16 protein-coding genes are annotated in these 22,742 nt (G+C 61.7%); 6 read left to right on the forward strand and 10 right to left on the reverse strand.

Annotation, left to right across the window (positions count from 1 at the left end):
• The first annotated feature begins 1 nt into the window (after window position 1).
• The 3 genes from R1A29_RS08520 to R1A29_RS08530 all read left to right on the forward strand — a co-directional run bounded on the left by R1A29_RS08520 (window position 2) and on the right by R1A29_RS08530 (window position 2,664).
• The gene (locus R1A29_RS08520; RefSeq protein ID WP_065259736.1) at window positions 2-826 is read left to right on the forward strand and encodes a mechanosensitive ion channel family protein; all 825 of its coding nucleotides are present in this window, start codon (window positions 2-4) and stop codon (window positions 824-826) included.
• Between the two features lie 90 nt (window positions 827-916).
• The gene (sigX, locus tag R1A29_RS08525) at window positions 917-1,507 is read left to right on the forward strand and encodes an RNA polymerase sigma factor SigX (RefSeq protein ID WP_011333251.1); all 591 of its coding nucleotides are present in this window, start codon (window positions 917-919) and stop codon (window positions 1,505-1,507) included.
• A 107-nt stretch (window positions 1,508-1,614) separates the two neighbouring features.
• Entirely contained in the window at window positions 1,615-2,664 is a 1,050-nt protein-coding gene (locus R1A29_RS08530) for an OmpA family protein (RefSeq protein ID WP_085711904.1), read from the forward strand.
• A 76-nt stretch (window positions 2,665-2,740) separates the two neighbouring features.
• Here R1A29_RS08530 and cobA read toward each other — a convergent pair whose 3' ends face one another.
• The 8 genes from cobA to R1A29_RS08570 all read right to left on the reverse strand — a co-directional run bounded on the left by cobA (window position 2,741) and on the right by R1A29_RS08570 (window position 14,211).
• Window positions 2,741-3,493, reverse strand: coding sequence for a uroporphyrinogen-III C-methyltransferase (cobA, locus tag R1A29_RS08535; protein WP_438301151.1), 753 nt, complete (start codon window positions 3,491-3,493; stop codon window positions 2,741-2,743).
• A gap of 13 nt (window positions 3,494-3,506) precedes the next feature.
• The gene (locus R1A29_RS08540) at window positions 3,507-6,221 is read right to left on the reverse strand and encodes a nitrate reductase (protein WP_438301152.1); all 2,715 of its coding nucleotides are present in this window, start codon (window positions 6,219-6,221) and stop codon (window positions 3,507-3,509) included.
• Entirely contained in the window at window positions 6,221-6,538 is a 318-nt protein-coding gene (gene nirD / locus R1A29_RS08545; RefSeq protein ID WP_007951992.1) for a nitrite reductase small subunit NirD, read from the reverse strand. Before nirD ends, R1A29_RS08540 begins: the two co-directional genes overlap by 1 nt.
• The gene (gene nirB, locus R1A29_RS08550) at window positions 6,535-8,988 is read right to left on the reverse strand and encodes a nitrite reductase large subunit NirB (protein WP_438301153.1); all 2,454 of its coding nucleotides are present in this window, start codon (window positions 8,986-8,988) and stop codon (window positions 6,535-6,537) included. Before nirB ends, nirD begins: the two co-directional genes overlap by 4 nt.
• Before the next feature lie 310 nt (window positions 8,989-9,298).
• Window positions 9,299-10,969 (reverse strand): protein kinase domain-containing protein, encoded by a 1,671-nt coding sequence (locus R1A29_RS08555; RefSeq protein ID WP_438301154.1) that lies wholly within the window; start codon window positions 10,967-10,969, stop codon window positions 9,299-9,301.
• Between the two features lie 7 nt (window positions 10,970-10,976).
• Window positions 10,977-12,188 carry a nitrate/nitrite transporter gene (locus R1A29_RS08560; RefSeq protein WP_248741051.1) on the reverse strand — a complete coding sequence of 404 codons (1,212 nt, stop codon included), beginning with the start codon at window positions 12,186-12,188 and terminating at the stop codon, window positions 10,977-10,979.
• Between the two features lie 220 nt (window positions 12,189-12,408).
• Entirely contained in the window at window positions 12,409-12,984 is a 576-nt protein-coding gene (locus R1A29_RS08565) for an ANTAR domain-containing response regulator (protein ID WP_134826004.1), read from the reverse strand.
• A 15-nt stretch (window positions 12,985-12,999) separates the two neighbouring features.
• A complete protein-coding gene (locus R1A29_RS08570; RefSeq protein ID WP_438301155.1) occupies window positions 13,000-14,211 on the reverse strand; it encodes a CmpA/NrtA family ABC transporter substrate-binding protein in 1,212 nt (403 codons plus the stop codon).
• A 221-nt stretch (window positions 14,212-14,432) separates the two neighbouring features.
• On the opposite strand from R1A29_RS08570, the gene R1A29_RS08575 reads away from it, so the two are divergent.
• Complete coding sequence (locus R1A29_RS08575; RefSeq protein ID WP_011333259.1) at window positions 14,433-15,452, forward strand: quinone-dependent dihydroorotate dehydrogenase; 1,020 nt, start codon at window positions 14,433-14,435, stop codon at window positions 15,450-15,452.
• A 138-nt stretch (window positions 15,453-15,590) separates the two neighbouring features.
• Here the strand turns inward: R1A29_RS08575 and rmf are convergent, their stop codons facing one another.
• Window positions 15,591-15,806 (reverse strand): ribosome modulation factor, encoded by a 216-nt coding sequence (gene rmf, locus R1A29_RS08580; protein WP_003223300.1) that lies wholly within the window; start codon window positions 15,804-15,806, stop codon window positions 15,591-15,593.
• 530 nt (window positions 15,807-16,336) lie between these two features.
• Between rmf and rlmKL the strand changes: the two genes are divergently transcribed.
• Complete coding sequence (gene rlmKL / locus R1A29_RS08585) at window positions 16,337-18,607, forward strand: bifunctional 23S rRNA (guanine(2069)-N(7))-methyltransferase RlmK/23S rRNA (guanine(2445)-N(2))-methyltransferase RlmL (protein WP_438301156.1); 2,271 nt, start codon at window positions 16,337-16,339, stop codon at window positions 18,605-18,607.
• A gap of 144 nt (window positions 18,608-18,751) precedes the next feature.
• Window positions 18,752-21,136, forward strand: a complete 2,385-nt coding sequence (locus R1A29_RS08590) for a sensor domain-containing diguanylate cyclase (RefSeq protein ID WP_438301157.1) — start codon at window positions 18,752-18,754, stop codon at window positions 21,134-21,136.
• 54 nt (window positions 21,137-21,190) lie between these two features.
• Here R1A29_RS08590 and dacB read toward each other — a convergent pair whose 3' ends face one another.
• Entirely contained in the window at window positions 21,191-22,651 is a 1,461-nt protein-coding gene (gene dacB, locus R1A29_RS08595) for a D-alanyl-D-alanine carboxypeptidase/D-alanyl-D-alanine endopeptidase (RefSeq protein WP_114882038.1), read from the reverse strand.
• Window positions 22,652-22,742 lie beyond the last annotated feature (91 nt).

Consider the following 22,742-nt stretch of genomic DNA (forward strand, 5'->3'; position numbering starts at 1 on the left):
TATGGAACTTGATCTCTGGACTCAGAGCCTCGTCACGGCAATGACTGCGTTGTGGACCAAAGTCGCTAATTTCATCCCGAACCTGTTCGGCGCACTGGTGGTGCTGCTGTTGGGCTTCGTCGTGGCCAAGCTGCTGGACACCTTGCTGTCCAAACTGCTGGCCAAGCTCGGTCTGGATCGCCTGATGGGCGGCACCGGCCTGACCAAATTGATGTCCCGTGCGGGACTGCAAGTGCCGATCTCGACCCTGATCGGAAAAATCGTCTACTGGTTCGTTCTGCTGATTTTCCTGGTTTCTGCGGCAGAATCCCTTGGACTTGAGCGAGTTTCAGCTACGCTGGATATGTTGGCGCTGTATGTGCCGAAAGTTTTCGGCGCCGCGTTGGTGCTGCTGGTGGGTGTATTGCTGGCGCAACTGGCCAACGGTCTGGTACGCGGTGCGGCAGAAGGCGTCGGACTGGACTACGCTTCAGGACTTGGGCGTATTGCCCAGGGCCTGGTGATCATCATCAGTATCTCGGTCGCGATCAGTCAGCTCGAGGTCAAGACCGACCTGCTGAACCATGTGATCGTCATTGTATTGATTACCGTTGGTCTGGCGGTTGCGCTGGCCATGGGTTTGGGAAGCCGGGAAATTGCCGGTCAGATTCTTGCGGGAATCTATGTGCGTGAGTTGTATCAGGTTGGGCAACAAGTGCGTGTTGGCGAGGTCGAAGGCCAGATCGAAGAGATCGGCACGGTTAAGACCACATTGCTGACCGATGAGGGTGAGCTAGTCTCTCTCTCCAATCGGATCCTGCTGGAACAGCATGTGAGTAGCCGCTAATCCGGCAAACCCTGCTAATGTATGCCGCCGCAAAATGCCAGCTGATGCTGGCAGCGGTGGACATTGACCTGACTGTCGGCACGACTTGTTTTGAATAAAGCCCAAACGCTATCCACGCGCTACGACCCCCGCGAGCTCTCTGACGAGGAGTTGGTCGCGCGCTCGCATACCGAGCTGTTTCACGTGACGCGCGCCTATGAAGAACTGATGCGGCGTTACCAGCGAACACTATTTAACGTTTGTGCGCGGTATCTTGGGAACGATCGCGACGCAGACGATGTCTGTCAGGAAGTGATGCTGAAGGTGCTGTACGGCCTGAAGAACTTCGAGGGGAAATCGAAGTTCAAGACATGGCTATATAGCATCACTTACAACGAATGCATCACGCAGTATCGGAAGGAACGGCGAAAGCGTCGCTTGATGGACGCACTGAGTCTTGACCCCCTCGAGGAAGCGTCCGAAGAAAAGGCGCCGAAACCCGAGGAGAAGGGCGGACTTGATCGCTGGCTGGTGTATGTGAACCCGATTGACCGTGAAATTCTGGTGCTACGTTTTGTCGCAGAGCTGGAATTTCAGGAGATCGCAGACATCATGCACATGGGTTTGAGTGCTACAAAAATGCGGTACAAACGTGCTCTAGATAAATTGCGTGAGAAATTTGCAGGCATTGCTGAAACTTAGTTCGGCGCAAATATCTCTTACGTGTAGGCAAGTTCTGATAGACTTGCCGCCGAGTTGTCCCCCGGTTTGCGGGACTGCTTCACAATCACCAGATGGGGATTTAACGGATGAAACTGAAAAACACCTTGGGCTTGGCCATTGGTTCTTTGATTGCCGCTACTTCGTTCGGCGCACTGGCACAAGGCCAAGGCGCAGTTGAAGGCGAACTGTTCTACAAGAAGCAGTACAACGACAGCGTTAACCATGTCGAAGACGGCTTCAACCCAGGCGCCTCTATCGGTTACTTCTTGACCGACGACGTGTCGTTGAACTTCACCTACGACAAGAACAACCACACCCGTTCGAACGACGGCACTGGCAGCCAGAAGCTGGATGGCGACAACTTCGGCCTGATCGCTCAGTACCACTTCAACAACGCTGGTGACGCTCTGCGTCCTTACGTTGCTGGCGGTGTGAAGCACGGCAGCCTGACCAACGTAGCCGCTGACGGCCACACCGGTCGCGACCAGTCGACCTACCTGAACGCTGGCGCTGGCGTTAAGTACTACTTCGCTGAAAACTTCTACGCCCGTGCTGGTGTAGACGCTGACTACAAACTGGACAACGGTCGCTGGAACTACGCTCCAGTAATCGGTCTGGGCGTGAACTTCGGTGGCGGCAACAAGCCTGCTGCTGCTCCAGTTCCAGCTCCAGCTGAAGTCTGCTCCGACAGCGACAACGATGGCGTTTGCGACAACGTTGACAAGTGCCCGAACACCCCAGCCAACGTAACTGTTGACGCTGATGGCTGCCCGGCAGTTGCTGAAGTTGTTCGTGTAGAGCTGGACGTGAAGTTCGACTTCGACAAGTCGGTCGTCAAGCCAAACAGCTACGCTGACATCAAGAACCTGGCTGACTTCATGAAGCAGTACCCATCGACTCACACCACTGTTGAAGGTCACACTGACTCCGTCGGTCCTGACGCTTACAACCAGAAACTGTCCGAGCGTCGTGCAAACGCCGTTAAGCAAGTTCTGGTTAACCAGTACGGTGTTGAATCGTCCCGCGTTCAGTCGATTGGCTACGGCGAAACCCGTCCAGTTGCTGACAACAAAACCGAAGCTGGCCGCGCCGTTAACCGTCGCGTAGAAGCTCAGGTTGAAGCTCAAGCTAAGTAATTAGCTCGCTGCTTTGAGAAAAGCCCGGCTTAGGCCGGGCTTTTCTTTGTCTGCGATTTGGTGAAAGCCGTAATGATCAGGCTGACTGATTGGCTGACCATGCGAGCAAATCGGTTCGGGCCGCAGAAGCTGCCACCGCACCAATCACCAGAATGGCCGGGCTTTTGAGCTGGAACCTGCTGGCCGCTTCCTCCATCCCCGTCAGATCACTACGGCATTCCCGCTGCTGCGGCAGGGAGGCGTTCTCGATCATCGCCACCGGCGTCTCTATCGCCATCCCACCTGCCAGTAATTGCTCTCGAATCTCGCTGAGTTTGGCTACCCCCATGTAGATCACCAAGGTCGTTCCGCCTTGCGCCAACGCCTGCCAGTTCAATTGGCTGTCGTCCTGAGTATGCGCGGTGACCAGCGTCACACCCCGCGCCACGCCGCGCAAAGTCAGCGGAATATCACACTGCGTCGCCCCGGCCAGCCCGGCAGTGATGCCATTGACCAACTCCACTTCAACTCCGCGCTCACGCAACCACTGCGCTTCCTCACCGCCACGGCCGAAGATGCAGGGATCGCCGCCCTTGAGGCGCACCACGCATTTGCTCTGGCGCGCATAACGCAGCATCAGCCGATGAATGAATGCCTGAGGCGTCGAGCGACAGCCGCCGCGCTTGCCGACCGGAATGATCCGCGCGCCAGGGCAGTGCTCCAGCACTGCGTCATTGACCAGATCGTCGATCAGCACCACATCCGCTTCGTGCAGGGCACGCACGGCTTTGAGCGTCAGCAATTCAGGGTCGCCAGGACCTGCGCCCACCAGCCAGACTTTTGCGTTCATGGTGTTTTCCTCTTCAGATAACGGCGACCGGCCGTGCTTCGGCGGCCAGCAAACGCTTGATTTCCGGGACGCAGGAACCGCATTGCGTGCCGCAGCCCAGTGTGTTTTTCAAACCCTGCAAATCCAGACCTTCACGAATCCCGGCGCAGACCGCGCTGTGGCTGACGTTCCTGCAATTGCACAAGGTCTTGTCGGCAACGCTTTGCACTCCGGCATTGCCTGGCGGCGCGCTCATCGGCGCCAGCAGCCAGCGCCGCAGTTGTTCATCTGCGCGGCCCTCCAGCCACAGGCCTTGCAGCCAATGCCGGGCGAGGGTCTCGCCAGCGAGGCGGATCGCCGTGATTCGCCCGCTCTCGATGCGTACCCGTTTGCCGATGGCCCGGCGCGGATCGTCATAGGCCAGTACCGGACCGTCGATCAGGGCCAGACACTGGTCGATTTCGCGCAGCAATTGCGGATCGGGCGCAGCGACGCTGGCAGCGCGTATCAGCAACGCCGGACGCTCGCGACCGACAAGGCTGAGGCTGACGTAGGAAAACGCCTCACACAGCGGTCGAAGCGCCTCGAAGTGCCGTTGAACATCGCCCTCGATCAGTGCGAAAAGCTGCCAGGGCAGATTCACCGGCTCCAGGCGTACACCGCTGTGCTTGAGTTCCGGTTGTTTGGACAAGGGATCGAATGCGGGCAGGGTCAGGCAATTCACGCCGCCCTTGAGAAAGCGGTCACCCCAATGCATCGGCAGAAAGGCCTGGCCCGGACGCACACTGTCATCGCTGCCGACCGCCACAACCACTGCGCCACGACGACTTTTCAGATTCACCAGATCCCCCGGTTGCAAACGGTGCCGGCGCAATTCGTCCGGGTGCAGACTCAGCACGGCTTCGCTGACATGCCCGAACAGCTGCGCCGCTGTGCCGGTGCGGCTCATACCGTGCCATTGATCGCGCAGGCGACCGGTGATCAGGGTCAGTGGAAAGCGTGCGTCCCGTTGCTCCTTGGCCGCACGATAAGGATCGGCAACGAACTGCGCGCGACCACTGGCTGTAGGAAATATGCCGTCGCGGTACAGCCGTGGCGTGCCTTGCCGGGCGCCCTGAGGAAACGGCCATTGCTGCGGCCCGATTTCGTCGAGCAATTCATGACTGATGCCGGACAAGTCCAGATCGCGGTCACGGGTCAGTACCTTGAATTCATCGAACAACTGCGCGGGGCGATCAAACGCAAACAGGCTCGGCTGTTGCGGGCGCAGACGTTTCTCCAGTCGTTGTGCGAAATCCACCGTGATCGCCCAGTCCGGTCGCGCTTCACCCGGTGCGGCAATGGCCTGGCGGACGTGGGAAATCCGCCGCTCGGAGTTGGTCACCGAGCCTTCCTTCTCGCCCCAACTGGCCGCCGGCAACAGCAGGTCGGCAAACGCCGCGGTTTCGGTGGTGCGAAACGCTTCCTGCAACACCACGAACGGACAAGCCTGCAGCGCAGCCCGCACAGTATTCTGGTCCGGCATCGATTGCGCCGGGTTGGTGCAGGCAATCCACAACGCCTTGATCTTGCCGTTGCGCACTTGCTCAAACAGTTCGATGGCGCTTAGATCGGTGTTTTCCGGCAGCGAATCTACGCCCCAATACGCCGCCACTTCTGCGCGGTGTTCCGGGTTGGCGGCCTCACGATGACCGGGCAACAGGTTGGAGAGGCTGCCGGTTTCCCGTCCGCCCATGGCATTTGGCTGACCGGTCAGGGAGAAAGGTCCTGCACCGGGCCGGCCGATTTGCCCGGTGGCCAGGTGCAGGTTGATCAGGGCGCTGTTCTTCGCGCTGCCGGCGGTGGACTGATTCAGGCCCATGCACCACAGCGACAGAAAGCTCGGCGCGGTGCCGACCCATTCGGCGCATTGCTGCAACTGCTCGACGCTGATCCCGCACAACTGCGAAACCATGGCCGGGGTGTAATCGCGCACCAGGCTTTTCAGCTCGGCAAGGCCTTCGGTATGGGCCTTGATGAAGTCGCGGTCGATCCAGTCTTCCCACAACAACAGATGCAAAATCCCATGGAACAAAGCGACATCGGTGCCCGGCAGAATCGCCAGATGCAGATCTGCCAAATCACAGGTATCGGTGCGCCGTGGGTCGATGACGATGACCTTCATCTGCGGGCGGCGGGATTTGGCCTCTTCGAGCCGACGAAACAGTACCGGGTGGGCGTAGGCCATGTTACTGCCGACGATCATCACGCAATCGCTCAGCTCCAGGTCCTCGTAGCTGCACGGTGGTGCGTCGGCGCCGAGGCTGCGCTTGTAGCCGACCACCGCCGAAGACATGCACAGCCGGGAATTACTGTCGATGTTGTTGGTGCCGACCAGCGCCCGCGCCAGTTTGTTGAAGGCGTAGTAGTCCTCGGTCAGCAACTGCCCGGAGATGTAGAACGCCACGCTGTCCGGGCCGTGTTCGGCGATGGTTTCGGCGAACACGTTGGCGGCGTGTTCCAGCGCGGTGTCCCAGTCGCAGCGGCTGCGCGCCAGACCTTTGCCCAGGCGCAATTCCGGGTACAACGCCCGGGCCGCCAGATCACCGGTCAGGTGCAGGGTCGAGCCTTTGCTGCACAGTTTGCCGAAGTTGGCCGGATGCGCTGGATCGCCGCTGACGCCGAGGATGCGCTCGCTGTCATGCTCGATCAGCACGCCGCAGCCGACCCCGCAATAACAGCAGGTCGAGGCGGTCGTCTGGCGGTTCATCAGACGGCGTCCCGCAGGGCCAGTTGCACGCGGCCGTTTTCGACCCGGGCCGGGTGATGGTGTGCGCAACCGACGTCCGGTGCCTGGGCTTCGCCGGATTGCAGGTCGATCTGCCAGTTGTGCAGCGGGCAGGCCACGCGCTTGCCGTAGATCAGGCCCTGGGACAGCGGGCCACCCTTGTGCGGGCAGCGGTCATCGAGTGCGAAAACTTCGTCGTCGCTTGTGCGAAAGATCGCGATGTCACCTTTGGGCCCGGCGATGATCCGCGAACCGAGGGCGTTGATCTCTTCCAGGGCACAGATATCGAGCCAGTTCATGCCGGCACCTCCAGGTTTTTCACGGGAATCACGTCGAACTCTTTCTTCAGTTGCGGCTGGGCGAGGCGTTCTTTCCATGGGTCCTGTTCGAACGACAGGGAGAATTGCAGGCGCTCGTTCAGGGCCTTGCGGCGCTCGGGATCTTCCAGCACGGCTTTCTTGATGTGCTCCATGCCGACCCGTTGCAAGTAGTGCACGGTGCGTTCGAGGTAGAAGGCTTCTTCGCGGTACAGCTGCAGGAACGCGCCGTTGTATTCGCGCACTTCTTCGGCGGTCTTGAGCTTGACGAAGAACTCGGCGACTTCGGTCTTGATCCCGCCGTTGCCACCGATGTACATCTCCCAGCCGGAATCGACGCCGATGATTCCTACGTCCTTGATCCCTGCTTCCGAGCAGTTGCGCGGGCATCCGGAGACCGCCAGCTTCACTTTGTGCGGCGACCACATGTTGAACAGGTCATGTTCGAGGTCGATGCCCAACTGGGTCGAATTCTGCGTGCCGAAGCGGCAGAACTCGCTGCCGACGCAGGTTTTCACGGTGCGGATGGATTTGCCGTAGGCGTGGCCGGACGGCATGTCGAGGTCTTTCCACACGCCGGGCAGGTCCTGCTTCTTGATTCCCAGCAGGTCGATGCGCTGGCCGCCGGTAACCTTGACCATCGGCACCTGGTATTTGTCCGCCACGTCGGCGATCCGCCGCAGTTCCGACGGGTTGGTCACGCCGCCCCACATCCGTGGCACCACCGAGTAGGTGCCGTCCTTCTGGATGTTGGCGTGGGCCCGCTCGTTGATCAGCCGCGACTGCGGATCGTCCTTGGCCTCGCCGGGCCATGTGGAAATCAGGTAGTAGTTGAGGGCCGGGCGGCAGGTGGCGCAGCCGTTCGGGGTGCGCCAGTTGAGATAGCTCATGGTGCCGGCGATGGTCAGCAGGTGCTGCTCGCGGATGGCCTGACGGATCTGGCCGTGATTGAGGTCGCTGCAGCCGCAGATGGCTTTTTCGCTTTTTGGTTTGACGTCCGCCGCGCCGCCGACGGTGTTGATCAGGATCTGCTCGACCAGCCCGGCGCAGGAGCCGCAGGAGCTGGCGGCCTTGGTGTGTTTCTTCACTTCGTCGACGCTGAACAGACCGTGTTCCTGAATCGCCTTGACGATGGTGCCCTTGCACACGCCGTTGCAGCCGCAGACTTCAGCGTTGTCGGCCATGCTCATGGCCTTGTCCTGGCCCTGATGTCCTACATCGCCCAAGGCATTTTCGCCAAACATCAGGTGATCGCGGATCTCGCCGATGGCGTGATTCTCACGAATCTGCCGGAAATACCAACCGCCATCTGCCGTATCGCCGTACAGACAGGCACCGACCAGCACGTCATCCTTGATCACCAGTTTTTTGTACACCCCGCCGATCGGGTCGGAGAGGGTGATGGTCTCGGTGCCTTCGCCACCCATGAAGTCGCCGGCGGAAAACAGGTCGATGCCGGTGACCTTCAATTTGGTCGACGTCACCGAACCCTGATAGCGGGCGAAACCCAGTTGCGCCAGGTGGTTGGCGCAGACCTTGGCCTGTTCAAACAGCGGTGCAACCAAGCCGTAGGCGATGCCACGGTGGCTGGCACACTCGCCGATGGCATAGATGCGCGGGTCGTAGGTCTGCAGGGTGTCGTTGACCAGAATCCCGCGATTGCACGGGATGCCGGCCTTTTCCGCGAGCTCGGTATTGGGGCGGATGCCGGCGGCCATCACCACCAGATCGGCAGGGATGATGTCGCCGTTCTTGAATTGCACCGAGCCAACGCGGCCGTTGCCGGCGTCGTGCAGGGCCTGGGTCTGTTCGCACAGGCGAAAGCGCAGGCCACGGGATTCGAGGGCGGTTTGCAGGAGCTGGCCGCTGGTCTTGTCCAGTTGCCGTTCCAGCAGCCATTCACCGAGGTGCACTACGGTGACGTGCATGCCGCGCAGCATCAGGCCGTTGGCCGCTTCGAGGCCGAGCAGGCCGCCGCCGATCACCACGGCGTGCTTGTGGGTCTTGGCGGTGTCGATCATCGCCTGGGTGTCGGCGATGTCGCGGTAACCGATCACGCCCTGCAAGGTATTGCCGGGGATCGGCAGGATGAACGGGGTCGAGCCGGTGGCGATCAACAGGCGATCGTATTCGGCCTCGGTGCCGTCCTCGGCGATCACCCGGCGCTTGACCCGGTCGATTTCTACCACTTTGCGGTTGAGCAGCAGTTTGATGTTATTTTGCAGGTACCAGTCGAGGTCGTTGAGCACGATCTCTTCGAAGGTCTGCTCGCCGGCCAGTACCGGTGACAGCAGGATGCGGTTGTAGTTGGTGTGGGGTTCGGCGCCGAAGACCGTGATGTCGTACAGTTCGTTGCTCAACTTGAGCAGTTCCTCCAGGGTACGGACCCCGGCCATGCCATTGCCGATCATCACCAGTTTGAGTTTTTTCATCAGGTTCTCCGGGGAGCTTCGGGCTTGCCTCTTATGGGCAGTCAGGCCTTGCTCGACAAAAATGGCGCAAACAAAAAAGGCGTCCCGCCAGTTACCTAGCGAGGACGCCTTTGTCCTTGTCCCGTTCTCTCGGGAAGCCTGGCCTTCGTCGTTGAAGGTCGGGCTTTATGTCAGTTGAACACGTTAATGCAGTGGTTGTGCCAAGTCGCGGTGAGCCGCGAATTCATTGAGGTGGCGCAGGTATTGGCCGGAGAGTCATTGTGGTTTTTGCACCGATTGGATGCGGCTTGCCCGCTAATGGAGCGACGAGTCAGCCATGAAGCAACAGGAACAGCAGCACCAGATTGCCCAGCAGCGCCAGTAACGCCAATGTCCGCCAGACCTTCAGCGGTTCCCGTTCGAGCAAAGGACGAGGGCGTACATTCAGGCTGAGGCGTTCACCCTGTTCCAGCGTGAGCAGCCATTCCTCGGCGGTTTCATAGCGTTGCAACGGATCGGCCGAGACGCCACGTTCCAGACACTGCGCCAGCCATTCCGGCAGATCCGGCCGATATCGAGCCGCACTCACCGGCACGCCGAAACGCGGACGCTGGAAGGCTTCGATCTCTCCGTAGGGGAAGTGCCCGGTAAGCAGGAAATATAACGTCACGCCCGCCGCATACAGATCCTGACGAGCCTCGGGTGCATCTCCCCGAAAGGACTCCGGGGCGATGTAGCTAGGAGTGCCGGGCAACGTTGACGGCGTGTCCTGCGACAGGCCGGGGCAATACGCCAGACCGAAATCCAGCAAGCGCAACTCGCCGTCGTCCCCCAGCAGCAGGTTTTCCGGTTTGATGTCGCGGTGCAGAATCTGCCGCCGATGCAGCAGACCGACGGCACGTAGCAGGCGTTCGGCCACATCCTGCCACTGAGCCAGCGGTAGCGGCCCGCGTTGCTCGAACAGCCGCGCCAGGGTGATCCCCGAATATTCACGCATCACGTAGTACAAATGCTGACGCTGACTGGCGCCATGGACTTCAGGGAAGTGTCGCCCGGCCACGCGTTTGAGAAACCATTCCTCCGCCAGCAAGGCCTGGCCTGCGTGGGCATCGTCCGCCAACCGTGTGGGCAAGGTCTTCAACAGCCACGCCTGGCCTTGGTTGTCGAGGACGCGATACAGCAGCGATTGCTGGCTCTGGCCGACGTTGCCTTGTACCTGCCAGCCTTCGAAGGTCTGGCCCGGTTTGAGCGTCGGGGGCAGGGGCCATTGCTGCAACTGGATCAGCGCATCGCCGATGCTCGCTTCCCCCACGGCATCCACCCGCACCAGCAAGGCGCTGGCATTGTCCTGGCTGCCGGCCAGGTGCGCGGCGTTGACCAGTGTTTGTGCCGCACTGTGCAGATCCGGTTGATCGCGCAGGATTCCGGTGATGGCCGTGTCGCCAAGCACGGCCCAGACACCGTCGCTGAGCAGCACGAAGCTTTCGCCCTCACGCAGCTCGCCGTCGAGAAAATCCAGCACCAGATGCTGATCCAGGCCCAGTGCACGCTTGAGCACGTGCTGCATGCCCGGCTGCTCCCAGACGTGATCCTCGGTGATCCGCTGCAGGGTGTCGGCGTGCCAGCGATAGACCCGGCAATCCCCCACATGCGCCAGCGTAAAGCGTCTGCCGCGCAGGACCAGGGCGCTGACGGTGGTGAGTAACGGCTGCCCACCGCCATTGGCCTGTAACCAGCGGTTTTGCGCGAGCAACAGGCGATCCAGCGCCTGAGCCACGCTCCAGGTCTGCGGGGTGGCGTAGTAGTCCAGCGCCAATGCCTGCAAGGTCGAGCGCGCAGCCAGACCACCATCGGCGCACAGGCTGACGCCGTCGGCGATGGCGAACAGAAACCCCTTGCTGGCGGCCAGCGCCGGGGCCGGCGTGACCAGGCGCAAAGCGTCCTGATTCTCCGTGCGCGGTCCGGTGGCGCTGGCTTCGGCGAAGCTCAGTTGTAGGGCCATGCGGGCCTCAGACCCGGGCAGCGGTCACGGCCGCCGAACCCCAGGTGGTTCTCCAGCGGCGTTTGACGCCATGCAGGCCGAACCATGCCAACACGCCAAGGCTGGCAAACAACCACAGTGCCAGTTGATAGCTGCCGGTGCTCTGTTTGATCGCGCCCATACCGGCGGCGAGGGCAAAACCGCCGATGCCGCCGGCCATGCCGATCAGCCCGGTCATCACGCCGATCTCCCGGCGAAAGCGCTGCGGCACCAGTTGGAACACCGCGCCGTTACCCGCGCCGAGACCGAGCATGGTGCAGACGAACAGTGCCAGCGCCGCGTAGGAACTTGGCAGGTTGAACCCGACCGCTGCGATACAAACTGCGGCCACCGTGTACATCGCCAGCAATGTGCGAATCCCGCCGAAACGGTCGGCCAGCGCACCGCCCAGCGGGCGCATCAGGCTACCGCCGAACACGCAGGCGGCGGTGTAGTAACCGGCGGTGACCGGGCTCAAACCATATTGATCGTTGAAATAGCCGGGCAGGGCGCTGGCCAGGCCGATGAAGCCGCCGAAGGTGACGCTGTAGAAAAACATGAACCACCAACTGTCGCGGTCGCCCAGGGCCTTGAAGTAATCGGCCATGGATTTGGCTTTTGGTCGCTCCGGCGCGTTTTTCGCCAGCCAGGCAAACAGCACCAGTGTCAGGATCAGCGGAATCAGGGCGAAACCGAACACATTGCTCCAGCCGAACGCCGCTGCCAGTACCGGAGCGATCAGCGCCGCGAACACGGTCCCGGAATTGCCGGCCCCGGCGATGCCCATCGCCTTGCCCTGATGTTCCGGCGGATACCATTGCGAGGCCAGCGGCAGCGCCACGGCGAACGAAGCGCCGGCCATGCCGAGGAACAGGCCAAGCAGAAGCGCCTGTTCGTAGCTGTGGATACCGAGTTTCCAGGCACCGAACAGCGCGCCAATCACGATCACCTGACCGATCAGGCCGGCGGTTTTCGGCGACAGGCGATCGGCGAGCATGCCCATCGCAAAGCGCAGCACGGCTCCGGCCAGAATCGGTGTGGCCACCACCAGGCCGCGCTGTTGGGTGGTCAGGTGCAAGTCGGCGGCGATCTGCACCGCCAACGGGCCGAGCAGATACCAGACCATGAAGCTCAGGTCGAAATACAGGAAGGCCGCGAACAGGGTCGGGGTGTGGCCGGATTTCCAGAAGCTTTTATTCATCGCGCACCTCAGCGGTAGAGAATCTCGAGAAGGAGTCAGAACCAGCACAGTGGGGCGCCGCCACGGCCGCACCACCGGCCCCGGTCAGTGGGGCCAAAACGCAAAAACGCCGCTACCCGGATCGCCGAAAGGGGCGAAGAAGGTGAGCGACGTCTTTGTCGTGGGTGGGGCAACCGCCGTTGGTTACCTGTAGGGATTGCTTAGCGAGATTTGTGCCAGCTCAGCCAAGCAACTCGCTCATGGCAATGATCTGCTCCGCCACCTGAATCAGTTTCTGCTGGCGGCTCATGGCCTGGCGGCGCATCAGGGTGTAGGCCTCTTCTTCGTTGCAGTCCTTCATTTTCATCAGCAGGCCCTTGGCCAGTTCGATGCGCTTGCGCTCGGCCAGTTGCTGGTCGCGGGCCTGAAGCTGGGCGCGCAGGGCCTGGTCGCTTTCGAAGCGGGCCATGGCCACGTCAAGAATCGGCTGCAGGCGTTGTGCGTGGATGCCTTCGACGATGTAGGCACTGACCCCGGACTTGATCGCCTGACGCATCACGCCGGGGTCGTGCTCGTCGGTGAACATCACGATCGGCCGGGGCTGGTCGCGGCTGACCAGCACCACTTGTTCCATCACATCGCGGCCCGGTGACTCGGTATCGATCAGGATCACGTCCGGACGCACCGTTTCGACGCGCGCCGGCAGGTCGATGGTCAGGCCGGACTCGTCGATGACCTCGAAACCGGCCTCGGTCAGCGCAGCTTTCAGGCGGCCGACTTTCTTCGCCGTGTCGTTGATCAGCAGAATGCGCAGCATATTCGCGGTCTCCTGTCAGCGGTGGGCGAGAAGGGGAGCGAGGTCGCTCAATGCTTGCAATTTAAAGCTTCGGGCATAGGCGGCCGGGTCGCTGCCGTCCCAGACCTTGCCGTCGATCAACTGGCTGCTGCGCATGTCCTCGGTGCCGACTTGCACACCGACCGCGCTGGCGGCGTCGCGGTACAGCGCCAGTTGCTGCACCTGACGGGCGATGGCGAGGTAGTCCGGGTCGTCGCGCAGCAAACCCCAACGGCGGAACTGGGTCATGAACCACATGCCGTCCGACAGATACGGCAGATTCACTGCGCCATCGCCGTGAAAGCGCAGGGCGTGCGGGTCTTGCCAGCGGTTGCCTAAGCCATCGTCGTAGGCGCCGAGAAAGCGCGGTTCGATGCAGGACACCGGGGCGTCGAGGTACTCGGCGGCGCTGAGCAGGTGCGCGGTGCTGCGGCGGTTTTCCTGGCTTTCTTCGATGAAACGGCTGGCTTCGAGGATCGCCATCACCAGCGCCCGGGCCGTGTTGGGGTATTGCTCGACAAAGGCGCGGGTGCAGCCGAGGACTTTTTCCGGGTGATCGGGCCAGATGGTCTGGCTGGTCGCCAGGGTGAAACCGAGATTTTGCTGTACGGCGCTGGCGGCCCACGGTTCGCCGACGCAGAAGCCGTCGATGCGACCGGCCTGCAGGTGCGCGACCATTTGCGGCGGTGGCACCACCACGCTGTCGACATCCTGCAACGGATGGATGCCCTGGCTCGCCAGCCAGTAATACAGCCACATGGCATGGGTGCCGGTGGGGAAGGTCTGGGCGAAGGTCAGCCTTGCGCGGGTTTGGTGCACGTGGCGGTCCAGCGCCTCAGGACCGGTCACGCCCAGGCTCAGCAAACCGTGAGACAGGTTGAGGCTCTGGCCGTTCTGGTTCAGCCCCATGAGCACCGCCATGTCGGTGGAAGCAACGCCGCCGATGCCCAGGTGCACCGCGTAGATCAGGCCGTACAGGCTGTGGGCGGCATCGAGTTCACCGCTGACCAGATTGTCCCGCAGGTTGGCCCATGAACTCTGGCGCTTGAGGTTCAGGGTCAAGCCGTAAGGCTGGGCAAAGCCCTGGGTGGCGGCGACCACCACCGAAGCGCAGTCGCTCAGGGCCATGAAACCCAGGTTGATCGCGCTTTTTTCCGGGGCATCGCTGCCGTTGACCCAGGCCAGTGGCCCGACGGAGGTTTGAGTCATGAAGCCACCCTCAAAAAAAACGCCGTCCCGGACTTTGTCGAGGCAAATCCCGGTGACGACGTCATTGTCCTTGCCCGCCTGCCGTCATTGGCCTGCGGGCTGATGCAGGAGCAGGTGCAAGGCATATGCCAGCGCAGCGGATTTGCGCATGCGCCTCGCGCGGCAGGGCGATGCCCGGCTATAATCGCCGCCTCTTTTCGCCGCCCGAGTCATAGCCGCCCATGTACACCCTGGCCCGTCAGCTGTTGTTCAAACTTTCCCCGGAAACCTCCCACGATCTGTCGCTGGATCTGATCGGCGCGGGCGGGCGTTTGGGCCTCAACGGCTTGCTGTGCAAGGCGCCGGCGTCGCTGCCGGTGAACGTTATGGGCCTGCAGTTCCCGAACCCGGTAGGTCTGGCGGCCGGTCTGGACAAGAACGGCGCGGCCATCGACGGCTTCGCGCAGCTGGGTTTCGGTTTTGTCGAAATCGGCACCGTGACTCCGCGTCCGCAGCCGGGCAACCCGAAACCACGGATTTTCCGTCTGCCGGAAGCCGAGGCGATCATCAACCGCATGGGTTTCAACAACCTCGGTGTGGATAACCTGCTGGCGCGGGTGGCGGCGGCCAAATACAAGGGCGTGCTGGGGATCAACATCGGCAAGAATTTCGACACCCCGGTCGAGCGTGCGGTGGATGACTACCTGATCTGCCTGGACAAGGTTTACGCTCACGCCAGTTACGTCACGGTCAACGTCAGTTCGCCGAACACTCCGGGCCTGCGCAGCCTGCAATTCGGCGATTCGCTCAAGCAATTGCTGGCAGATCTGGCCACACGTCGCGCCGAACTGGCCCTGCGCCACGGCAAACATGTTCCGCTGGCGATCAAGATCGCGCCTGACATGACCGACGAAGAAACCGCGCAAGTCGCCCAAGCGCTGATCGAAACCGGGATGGACGCGGTGATCGCGACCAACACCACCCTCAGCCGCGTGGGCGTCGAAGGCATGGAGCACGGTGACGAGGCAGGCGGCCTGTCCGGTGCGCCGGTGCGTGAGAAGAGCACCCATACCGTGAAAGTGCTGGCGTCCGAGCTGGGCGGCAAGCTGCCGATCATCGCGGCCGGCGGCATCACCGAAGGCAAGCATGCGGCCGAGAAGATCGCTGCCGGCGCGAGCCTGGTGCAGATCTACTCGGGCTTCATCTACAAGGGCCCGGCGCTGATCCGCGAATCCGTGGACGCCATCGCTGCCAAGCGCTGATCATCGGACAAAAAAGGCAGGCATAAAAAAGGGCTCCTCGAAGGAGCCCTTGGGCCGTAGCCCGCCGTCCGGGAAGGACGTGCATGGTGATCAGGGTGTTGCGAAATCAGATTGTCGTGTCGGAATAAATGCCCTGTGTCAGCCGACGGCGTGAAGTTCGTTGAGTCTGTGGATTCCCGCAGTGCCGGTCATACCGTCCCAGTTGTCGCCGCGTCCTTCTCGCCAGCCGTTGATCCAGGCTTGACGTACCGACGGTAGAGTAAATGGGCAAAGCTCACGGGATTTGCCACCAACGCCATATTGATATCCGCGCAAAAATGCTCTTTCCAACGGATCACGCTTAAGTCTTCTCATAGGGTGTTTCCCTCACTTGTTGACTGTTTTTGTCGCGTCGACCTCAATTGAGGTCTGGCAGAAAAACTCTGCCGTTGGCGGCTCGCTGCCGGCGTGGCGAGCCAAGGTGTTGACGCCGTTGCGACGTCAACCTGTGTCCAGTTCTAACCAATGAGTCACATCGAGGGAATGACCGTTTTGTCATAAGGACGTAACGAAAAGGGTGCTATGGCGATAAGTAACGGCAGGTTTCATGAATGTTTATTCACCAAACCCCGGTATGATCGGCCCTGCGCTGTATGACAGGTTTAATGCCTTAGTGAGAATGACCCACGTTTACCGTCGGGTACTTTTCGACGAAGGGTTGCTTTGAGTCATTTTGTTGCATCAACTTTTTTATCTGTCCCGGCATCTAAGCTCCTTTGACCCGAGCAGCGGGGATGGAACGGCACACCTTCGTGCCACGCGGGCGCTCTTGTAGAAAAGCGCCTGATTGAAAACCGGACCGGCAATGCGTTGCCGGTTCATTAGCCAAAGGCTCTGGAAAAACCATGTCCGACCGTTTCGAACTCTTCCTCACTTGCCCCAAAGGCCTTGAAGGCCTGCTCATCGAGGAAGCCGTCGGGCTTGGCCTTGAAGAAGCGCGCGAGCACACCTCCGCCGTGCGTGGCATGGCGACCATGGAAACCGCCTATCGCCTGTGCCTCTGGTCGCGCTTGGCCAACCGGGTGTTGCTGGTGCTCAAGCGCTTCCCGATGAAAAACGCCGAAGACCTGTACCACGGCGTGCTCGACGTCGACTGGCAGGATCACATGCTGGCCGACGGCACCCTGGCTGTTGAATTCAGCGGCCACGGTTCGGGCATCGACAACACCCATTTCGGCGCTTTGAAGGTCAAGGACGCCATCGTCGACAAATTGCGCACCCCGCAGGGCGATCGTCCAAGCATCGACAAACTCAACCCGGACCTGCGCATCCACCTGCGTCTGGATCGCGGCGAAGCGATCCTGTCCCTCGACCTCTCCGGCCACAGCCTGCACCAGCGCGGCTACCGTCTGCAGCAGGGTGCTGCGCCGCTGAAGGAAAACCTGGCAGCCGCGATCCTGATCCGTTCCGGCTGGCCGCGCATTGCTGCCGAAGGTGGCGCACTGGCTGACCCTATGTGCGGTGTCGGCACGTTCCTGGTGGAAGCCGGCATGATCGCCGCCGATATGGCGCCGAACCTGCGTCGCGAGCAGTGGGGCTTCACCGCGTGGCTGGGGCACGTACCGGCGCTGTGGAAGAAACTGCACGAAGAAGCCGTCGAGCGCGCCGCTGCCGGTCTGGCCAAGCCGCCACTGTGGATCCGTGGTTATGAAGCCGACCCACGGCTGATCCAGCCGGGCCGCAACAACGTCGAGCGCGCCGGCCTGAGCGAATGGATCAAGATCTATCAGGGCGAAGTCGCGACGTTCGAACCGCGTCCGGACCAGAACCAGAAAGGTCTGGTGATCTGCAACCCGCCGTACGGCGAGCGTCTGGGTGACGAAGCCAGCCTGTTGTACCTCTATCAGAACCTTGGCGAGCGCCTGCGTCAGGCGTGCCTGAACTGGGAGGCCGCGGTGTTCACCGGCGCGCCGGACCTGGGCAAGCGCATGGGCATCCGCAGCCACAAACAGTATTCGTTCTGGAACGGCGCGTTGCCGTGCAAGCTGCTGTTGATCAAAGTGCTGCCGGACCAGTTCGTCACTGGCGAGCGTCGTACCCCGGAGCAACGTCAGGCCGAGCGCGAGCAAGCCGCCTACGATCAGACGCCGGACGAGCCGCAAGAGCGCAAGTACAACAAGAACGGCAACCCGATCAAACCGACGCCGGCCCCGGCTCCGGTGATCGAGCAACCACGCCTGAGCGAAGGCGGGCAGATGTTTGCCAACCGCCTGCAGAAGAACCTCAAGGCCATGGGCAAGTGGGTCAAGCGCGAAGGCATCGACTGCTACCGCGTCTACGATGCGGACATGCCGGAATACGCCATGGCCATCGACCTGTACCACGACTGGGTGCATGTTCAGGAATACGCCGCGCCGAAGTCGATCGACCCGGAAAAGGCCTCGATCCGCATGTTCGATGCGCTGGCGGCCATCCCGCAGGCACTGAACATCGACAAGAGCCGCGTGGTGGTCAAACGCCGCGAGCGTCAGAGCGGCACCAAGCAGTACGAGCGTCAGGCGGCCCAGGGCAAGTTCAACGAGGTCACCGAGGGCGGCGTGAAGTTGCTGGTGAACCTCACCGACTACCTCGACACCGGTCTGTTCCTCGATCACCGGCCGATGCGCATGCGGATCCAGAAAGAGGCGGCCGGCAAGCGCTTCCTCAACCTGTTCTGCTACACCGCGACCGCCAGTGTGCACGCGGCCAAGGGCGGTGCTCGCAGCACCACCAGCGTCGACCTGTCGAAAACCTACCTCGACTGGGCGCGCCGCAACCTGTCGCTCAACGGTTTCTCCGACAAGAACCGTCTGGAGCAGGGCGATGTGATGGCGTGGCTGGAAAGCAGCCGGGACGAGTACGACCTGATCTTCATCGACCCGCCGACCTTCTCCAACTCCAAGCGCATGGAAGGGATCTTCGACGTGCAGCGTGACCAGGTGCAGTTGATCGACCTGGCCATGGCGCGTCTGGCAGCCGGCGGTGTGTTGTACTTCTCCAACAACTTCCGCAAGTTCCAGCTCGAAGACAACCTGGCCGAGCGTTATGCGGTCGAGGAAATCACCGCCAGCACCATCGACCCGGATTTCGCCCGCAACGGCAAGATCCACCGCGCCTGGAAAATCACGGCTCGTTGACGCTCTGCATAATTGGATCCACAGAGCCTTGATTTTAAAGGTTCTTGGATCCGATCAGAGCTAGCCAAATTAATGGCTAATAGCTATAACTCACTCACGGCCAATGGGGTTATCCCGTAAGTACTGGCGTAGTGAGTGGCCCATATGTCGTTGCACCCCGTGCGCCCCAAGATCCTGGGTTTTATCAGCGAAGAAGTCTCGGCCTGGCTGGTCGCGCTGCTGGTATTGCTCGCCGGCGGTATTCTCACGGGGCTGCTGGCCTGGGCCACCCTCAATCAGTTTCACAGCCAGTTGCGCCAGCGTTTCCAACTGCTGGCCAATGAGCGTTACAGCCGTATCGAAGAACGCTTTCAGGATCAGGAGCAGCGCCTCGACGGCCTGCGCCGGTTCTTCGCCAACTCAGAATCGGTGTCCCGTGCCGAATTCGATGGCTACACCCAACCTTTATTACTGCGCACCCAGGCCTATTCGTTCGCCTTGCGGGTGAGCGGTGCCGAGCGCGCCGCGTTCGAGCAGCGGGTGCGTGACGAAGGCATTACCACCTTCAGCGTGCGCGAACTCAATACCCGCGGCGAACTGCAACTGGCCGCCGCCCGGGATGAATACGTCGTCGTGGTGTACAGCCAGACCCAGAGCCGCCTCGGTTCCCCACTGGGTTATGACTTGCTGGCCCAGCCGCTGCGTCGTTCGACCCTGGAGCGTGCCGACCAGCTCGGCGGCCTGGCGGTGTCGCAGCCGATGCATCTGGTCAGTATCGAGCCGGCCTATGCGCGGGGCGTGCTGCTGGTGGCGCCGGTGCGGCGTGAGGGTGAGCCCAAGTCCTTCGGTTATGTGATGGCGGTGATCAGCATGCGCCAGTTGCTCGCCGACGGGCTGCCGGACGCCCTGCATGATTACCTCTCGGTGCGCATCCTCGACCTGTCGACCAATGATCAGCACGAGGTGCTGTTCGAGTCGACCAATGACCCGGCGCCCAGCGATCTGTCGACCACGCGGCTGGTGCGCATGGCCGATCATGACTATCAGGTCGATATCTCGCCCAGCGAAGCCTTCCTGCAAGCCAACCATTCGTCGGTTGGCAGCGTGGTGGTCCTCGGCGGTTTGCTCAGCCTGTTGCTCAGTGCGCTGCTGTATGTGCTGGTCAGTCAGCGTCAGCGGGCCTTGCGCATGGTTGAGTTGCGCACTCAGGAGCTGCATGAGCGCGAGCAGGAACTGCGGGGCACCCATGGCCAGTTGCGCGGAGTGCTAAACGCGGCCACGCAAGTGGCAATCATCGCCACCGACCTGCGCGGCGTGATCAACACCTTCAACCCCGGCGCGGAGCAGATGCTCGGCTATCGCAGCGCCGAGGTGGTCGGCCACATGACCCTGGAAAACCTGCATTTCCCAAGGGAGCTGATCACCCGTGCGGCAGAATTGAGCGCCCGCTATGGCAAGGCCATCCCGACCTGCCAGGCGATGCTGGTGGAGGGCGGCGAAGTCGGCGGGCATGAGGCGCGGGAGTGGACGCTGGTGCGCAAGGATGGCAGCCATCTGCCGGTGAACATGCTGGCCACCCCGGTGCTGGACGAGCAGGGGTTGTGGGTCGGGCACCTGGCGATCTGCATCGACATCACCGAACGCAAGCGTGTACACGAGGCCTTGGCGGCGCGGGACGTGCTGCTGAAGAAGCTCAGTGCCCACGTTCCCGGCGGCATCTATCAGTTCAAGATGGAATTCGACGGGCGCTTCAGCGTGATTTACGCCAGCGACGGCATCCGCGAGATCTACGAGCTGGAGCCCGACGTTCTGCTGCTCAATGCCGAATCAATCTTTACCCGGATTCATCCGCAAGACGTCAGCCGCGTGCGCAAGTCGATCCGTGCCTCGGCGGACAATCTCAGTCCGTGGCGTGAAGAGTACCGCGTGCAATTGCCCGAGCGCGGCTTGCGCTGGGTGCGTGGCGAAGCGACGCCCGAGGAATTGCCGGGCGGTGGCGTGCTCTGGCATGGCTACATTTCGGACATCTCCGACCTGAAGCGCGTGGAGGAAGAACTGCGCGCACTGTCGGTGACCGATGCGCTGACCGGCATTCACAACCGGCGCTATTTCCAGGAGCGCCTGACCACCGAAATGGCCCGGGTCGAGCGTGGAGGCGGCGAATTGTCGGTGATCATGCTCGATATCGACCACTTCAAACGGATCAACGATCAGTACGGCCACGCGGTCGGCGACCGGGTGTTGCAAGCGGTGTGCGAGCGCATCGGCCACCGGTTGCGGCGTACCGATGTGTTCTGTCGTCTGGGTGGTGAGGAGTTCATGGTGCTGTGCCCGGACATCGACGGCGATCATGCGTACATGCTGGCCGTGGAGTTGTGGCAAGGCTTGCGCGGGGCGCCGGTGGATGTGGTCGGCGTGGTGACCGCGAGTTTCGGGATTGCCAGCTGGCGGCCGGGGGAGGGCGCTGATTCGCTGTTGTTGCGGGCGGATTCGGGGGTTTACGCGGCGAAACAGGGCGGGCGGGATCGGGTCGAGCGGCAGATGAGTTAAGCATCGGACTTGTGGGAGCCAGCAGGCTGGCTCCCACAGTGTTTTCTGGTGTGCTTACAGAACCGAAGCCGTCTGCGGCGCTCGCGGCTGTTTGTAGAGATCCAGCAGCACCTGATCCAGCACCGACGACGCACCGAACGGCGCCTTGTCGTTGAGGATCGCCACCACGGCCCAGGTGTTGCCGTTGACGTCGCGGCTGAAGCCGGCGATGGCGCGCACGGTGTTCAGGGTGCCGGTCTTGACGTGGGCTTCGCCGCGCATCGCGGTGGTCTTCAGGCGCTTGCGCATGGTGCCGTCCATGCCGGCGATCGGCAGCGAGCTGATGTACTCGGCCGCGTAAGGGCTGTGCCACGCAGCTTGCAGCATCGCGGCCATTTCCCGGGCGCTGACCCGCTCGGCACGGGACAGGCCGGAACCGTTCTCCATCACCAGATGCGGCGCGGTGATGCCTTTTCTCGCCAGCCACTGGCGGACCACGCGCTGCCCGGCCTTGGCGTCATCGCCGTCGGCTTCGTTGCGGAACTTCTGGCCCAGGCTCAGGAACAGCTGCTGGGCCATGGTGTTGTTACTGTATTTGTTGATGTCGCGGATGATTTCCGCCAGATCCGGGGAGAAGGCGCGGGCCAGCACTTTGGCGTTGCTCGGCGTTGGGGCCAGACGGTCCTTGCCCTGGATGCTGCCGCCCAGTTCCTTCCAGATCGCCCGCACGGCGCCGGCGGTGTAGGTCGCGTGGTCGAGCAGCGACAGGTAAGTCTGCGAGCTGCAGCCTTCGCCCAGTTGACCGGCAACGGTCACGGTCACGCTGCCATCAGCCTGCGTCACCGGGTTGTAGCGAACGCCGCCGGTGCACTGCTTGGAGTTGAGCGCCTTGACGGTGTTCTCGATCTTGATGCTGGCAATCGGCGGTTCTACTGAGATCAGCACCCGGCCGCCGTCATTGCGGGCCACGAAGCGCAGGGCCTTGAGGTTGACCAGCAATGAGTCCGGCTTGACCAGGAACGGCTTGTTCTCGTCATTGCCGTCATCGTTGAATTCCGGCAGTTGCGGCTGAATGAAGAAGCTGCGGTCCAGCACCAGGTCGCCGGTGATCTGGGTCACGCCGTTGGCGCGCAGGTCGCGCATCAGCAGCCAGAGTTTTTCCATGTTCAGCTTCGGATCGCCGCCACCCTTGAGGTAGAGGTTGCCATTGAGGATACCGCCGCTCAGGTCGCCGTCGGTGTAGAACTCGGTTTTCCACTGATGGTTGGGGCCGAGCATTTCCAGCGCCGCGTAGGTGGTGACCAGTTTCATGGTCGAGGCCGGGTTGACCGACACATCGGCGTTGTACACGGTCGGCGTGCCCGGGCCGTCCAGCGGCACCATCACCAGCGACAGGGCAGTGGGCTGCAGCTTGCTGGCCTTGAGGGCTTTTTCGACGTTGGGGGTCAGGGACGTGTTGATGGTGGCAGCGGAGACGGGCAGGGCCAGGGGAAGAAGAAGGCCGGCCAGGAGCAGAGGACGCAACGATTTGATCATATGAAATAAAACCCTACAGCCGAGGGGAAAAAGACGAGGACATGGATGAAAAGGCCCTCAGTGGTCATGAAAGTGTCGGCATTATGCCCCA

The organism is Pseudomonas sp. NMS19W (assembly GCF_051554255.1).
Lineage (GTDB): Bacteria > Pseudomonadota > Gammaproteobacteria > Pseudomonadales > Pseudomonadaceae > Aquipseudomonas > Aquipseudomonas kribbensis.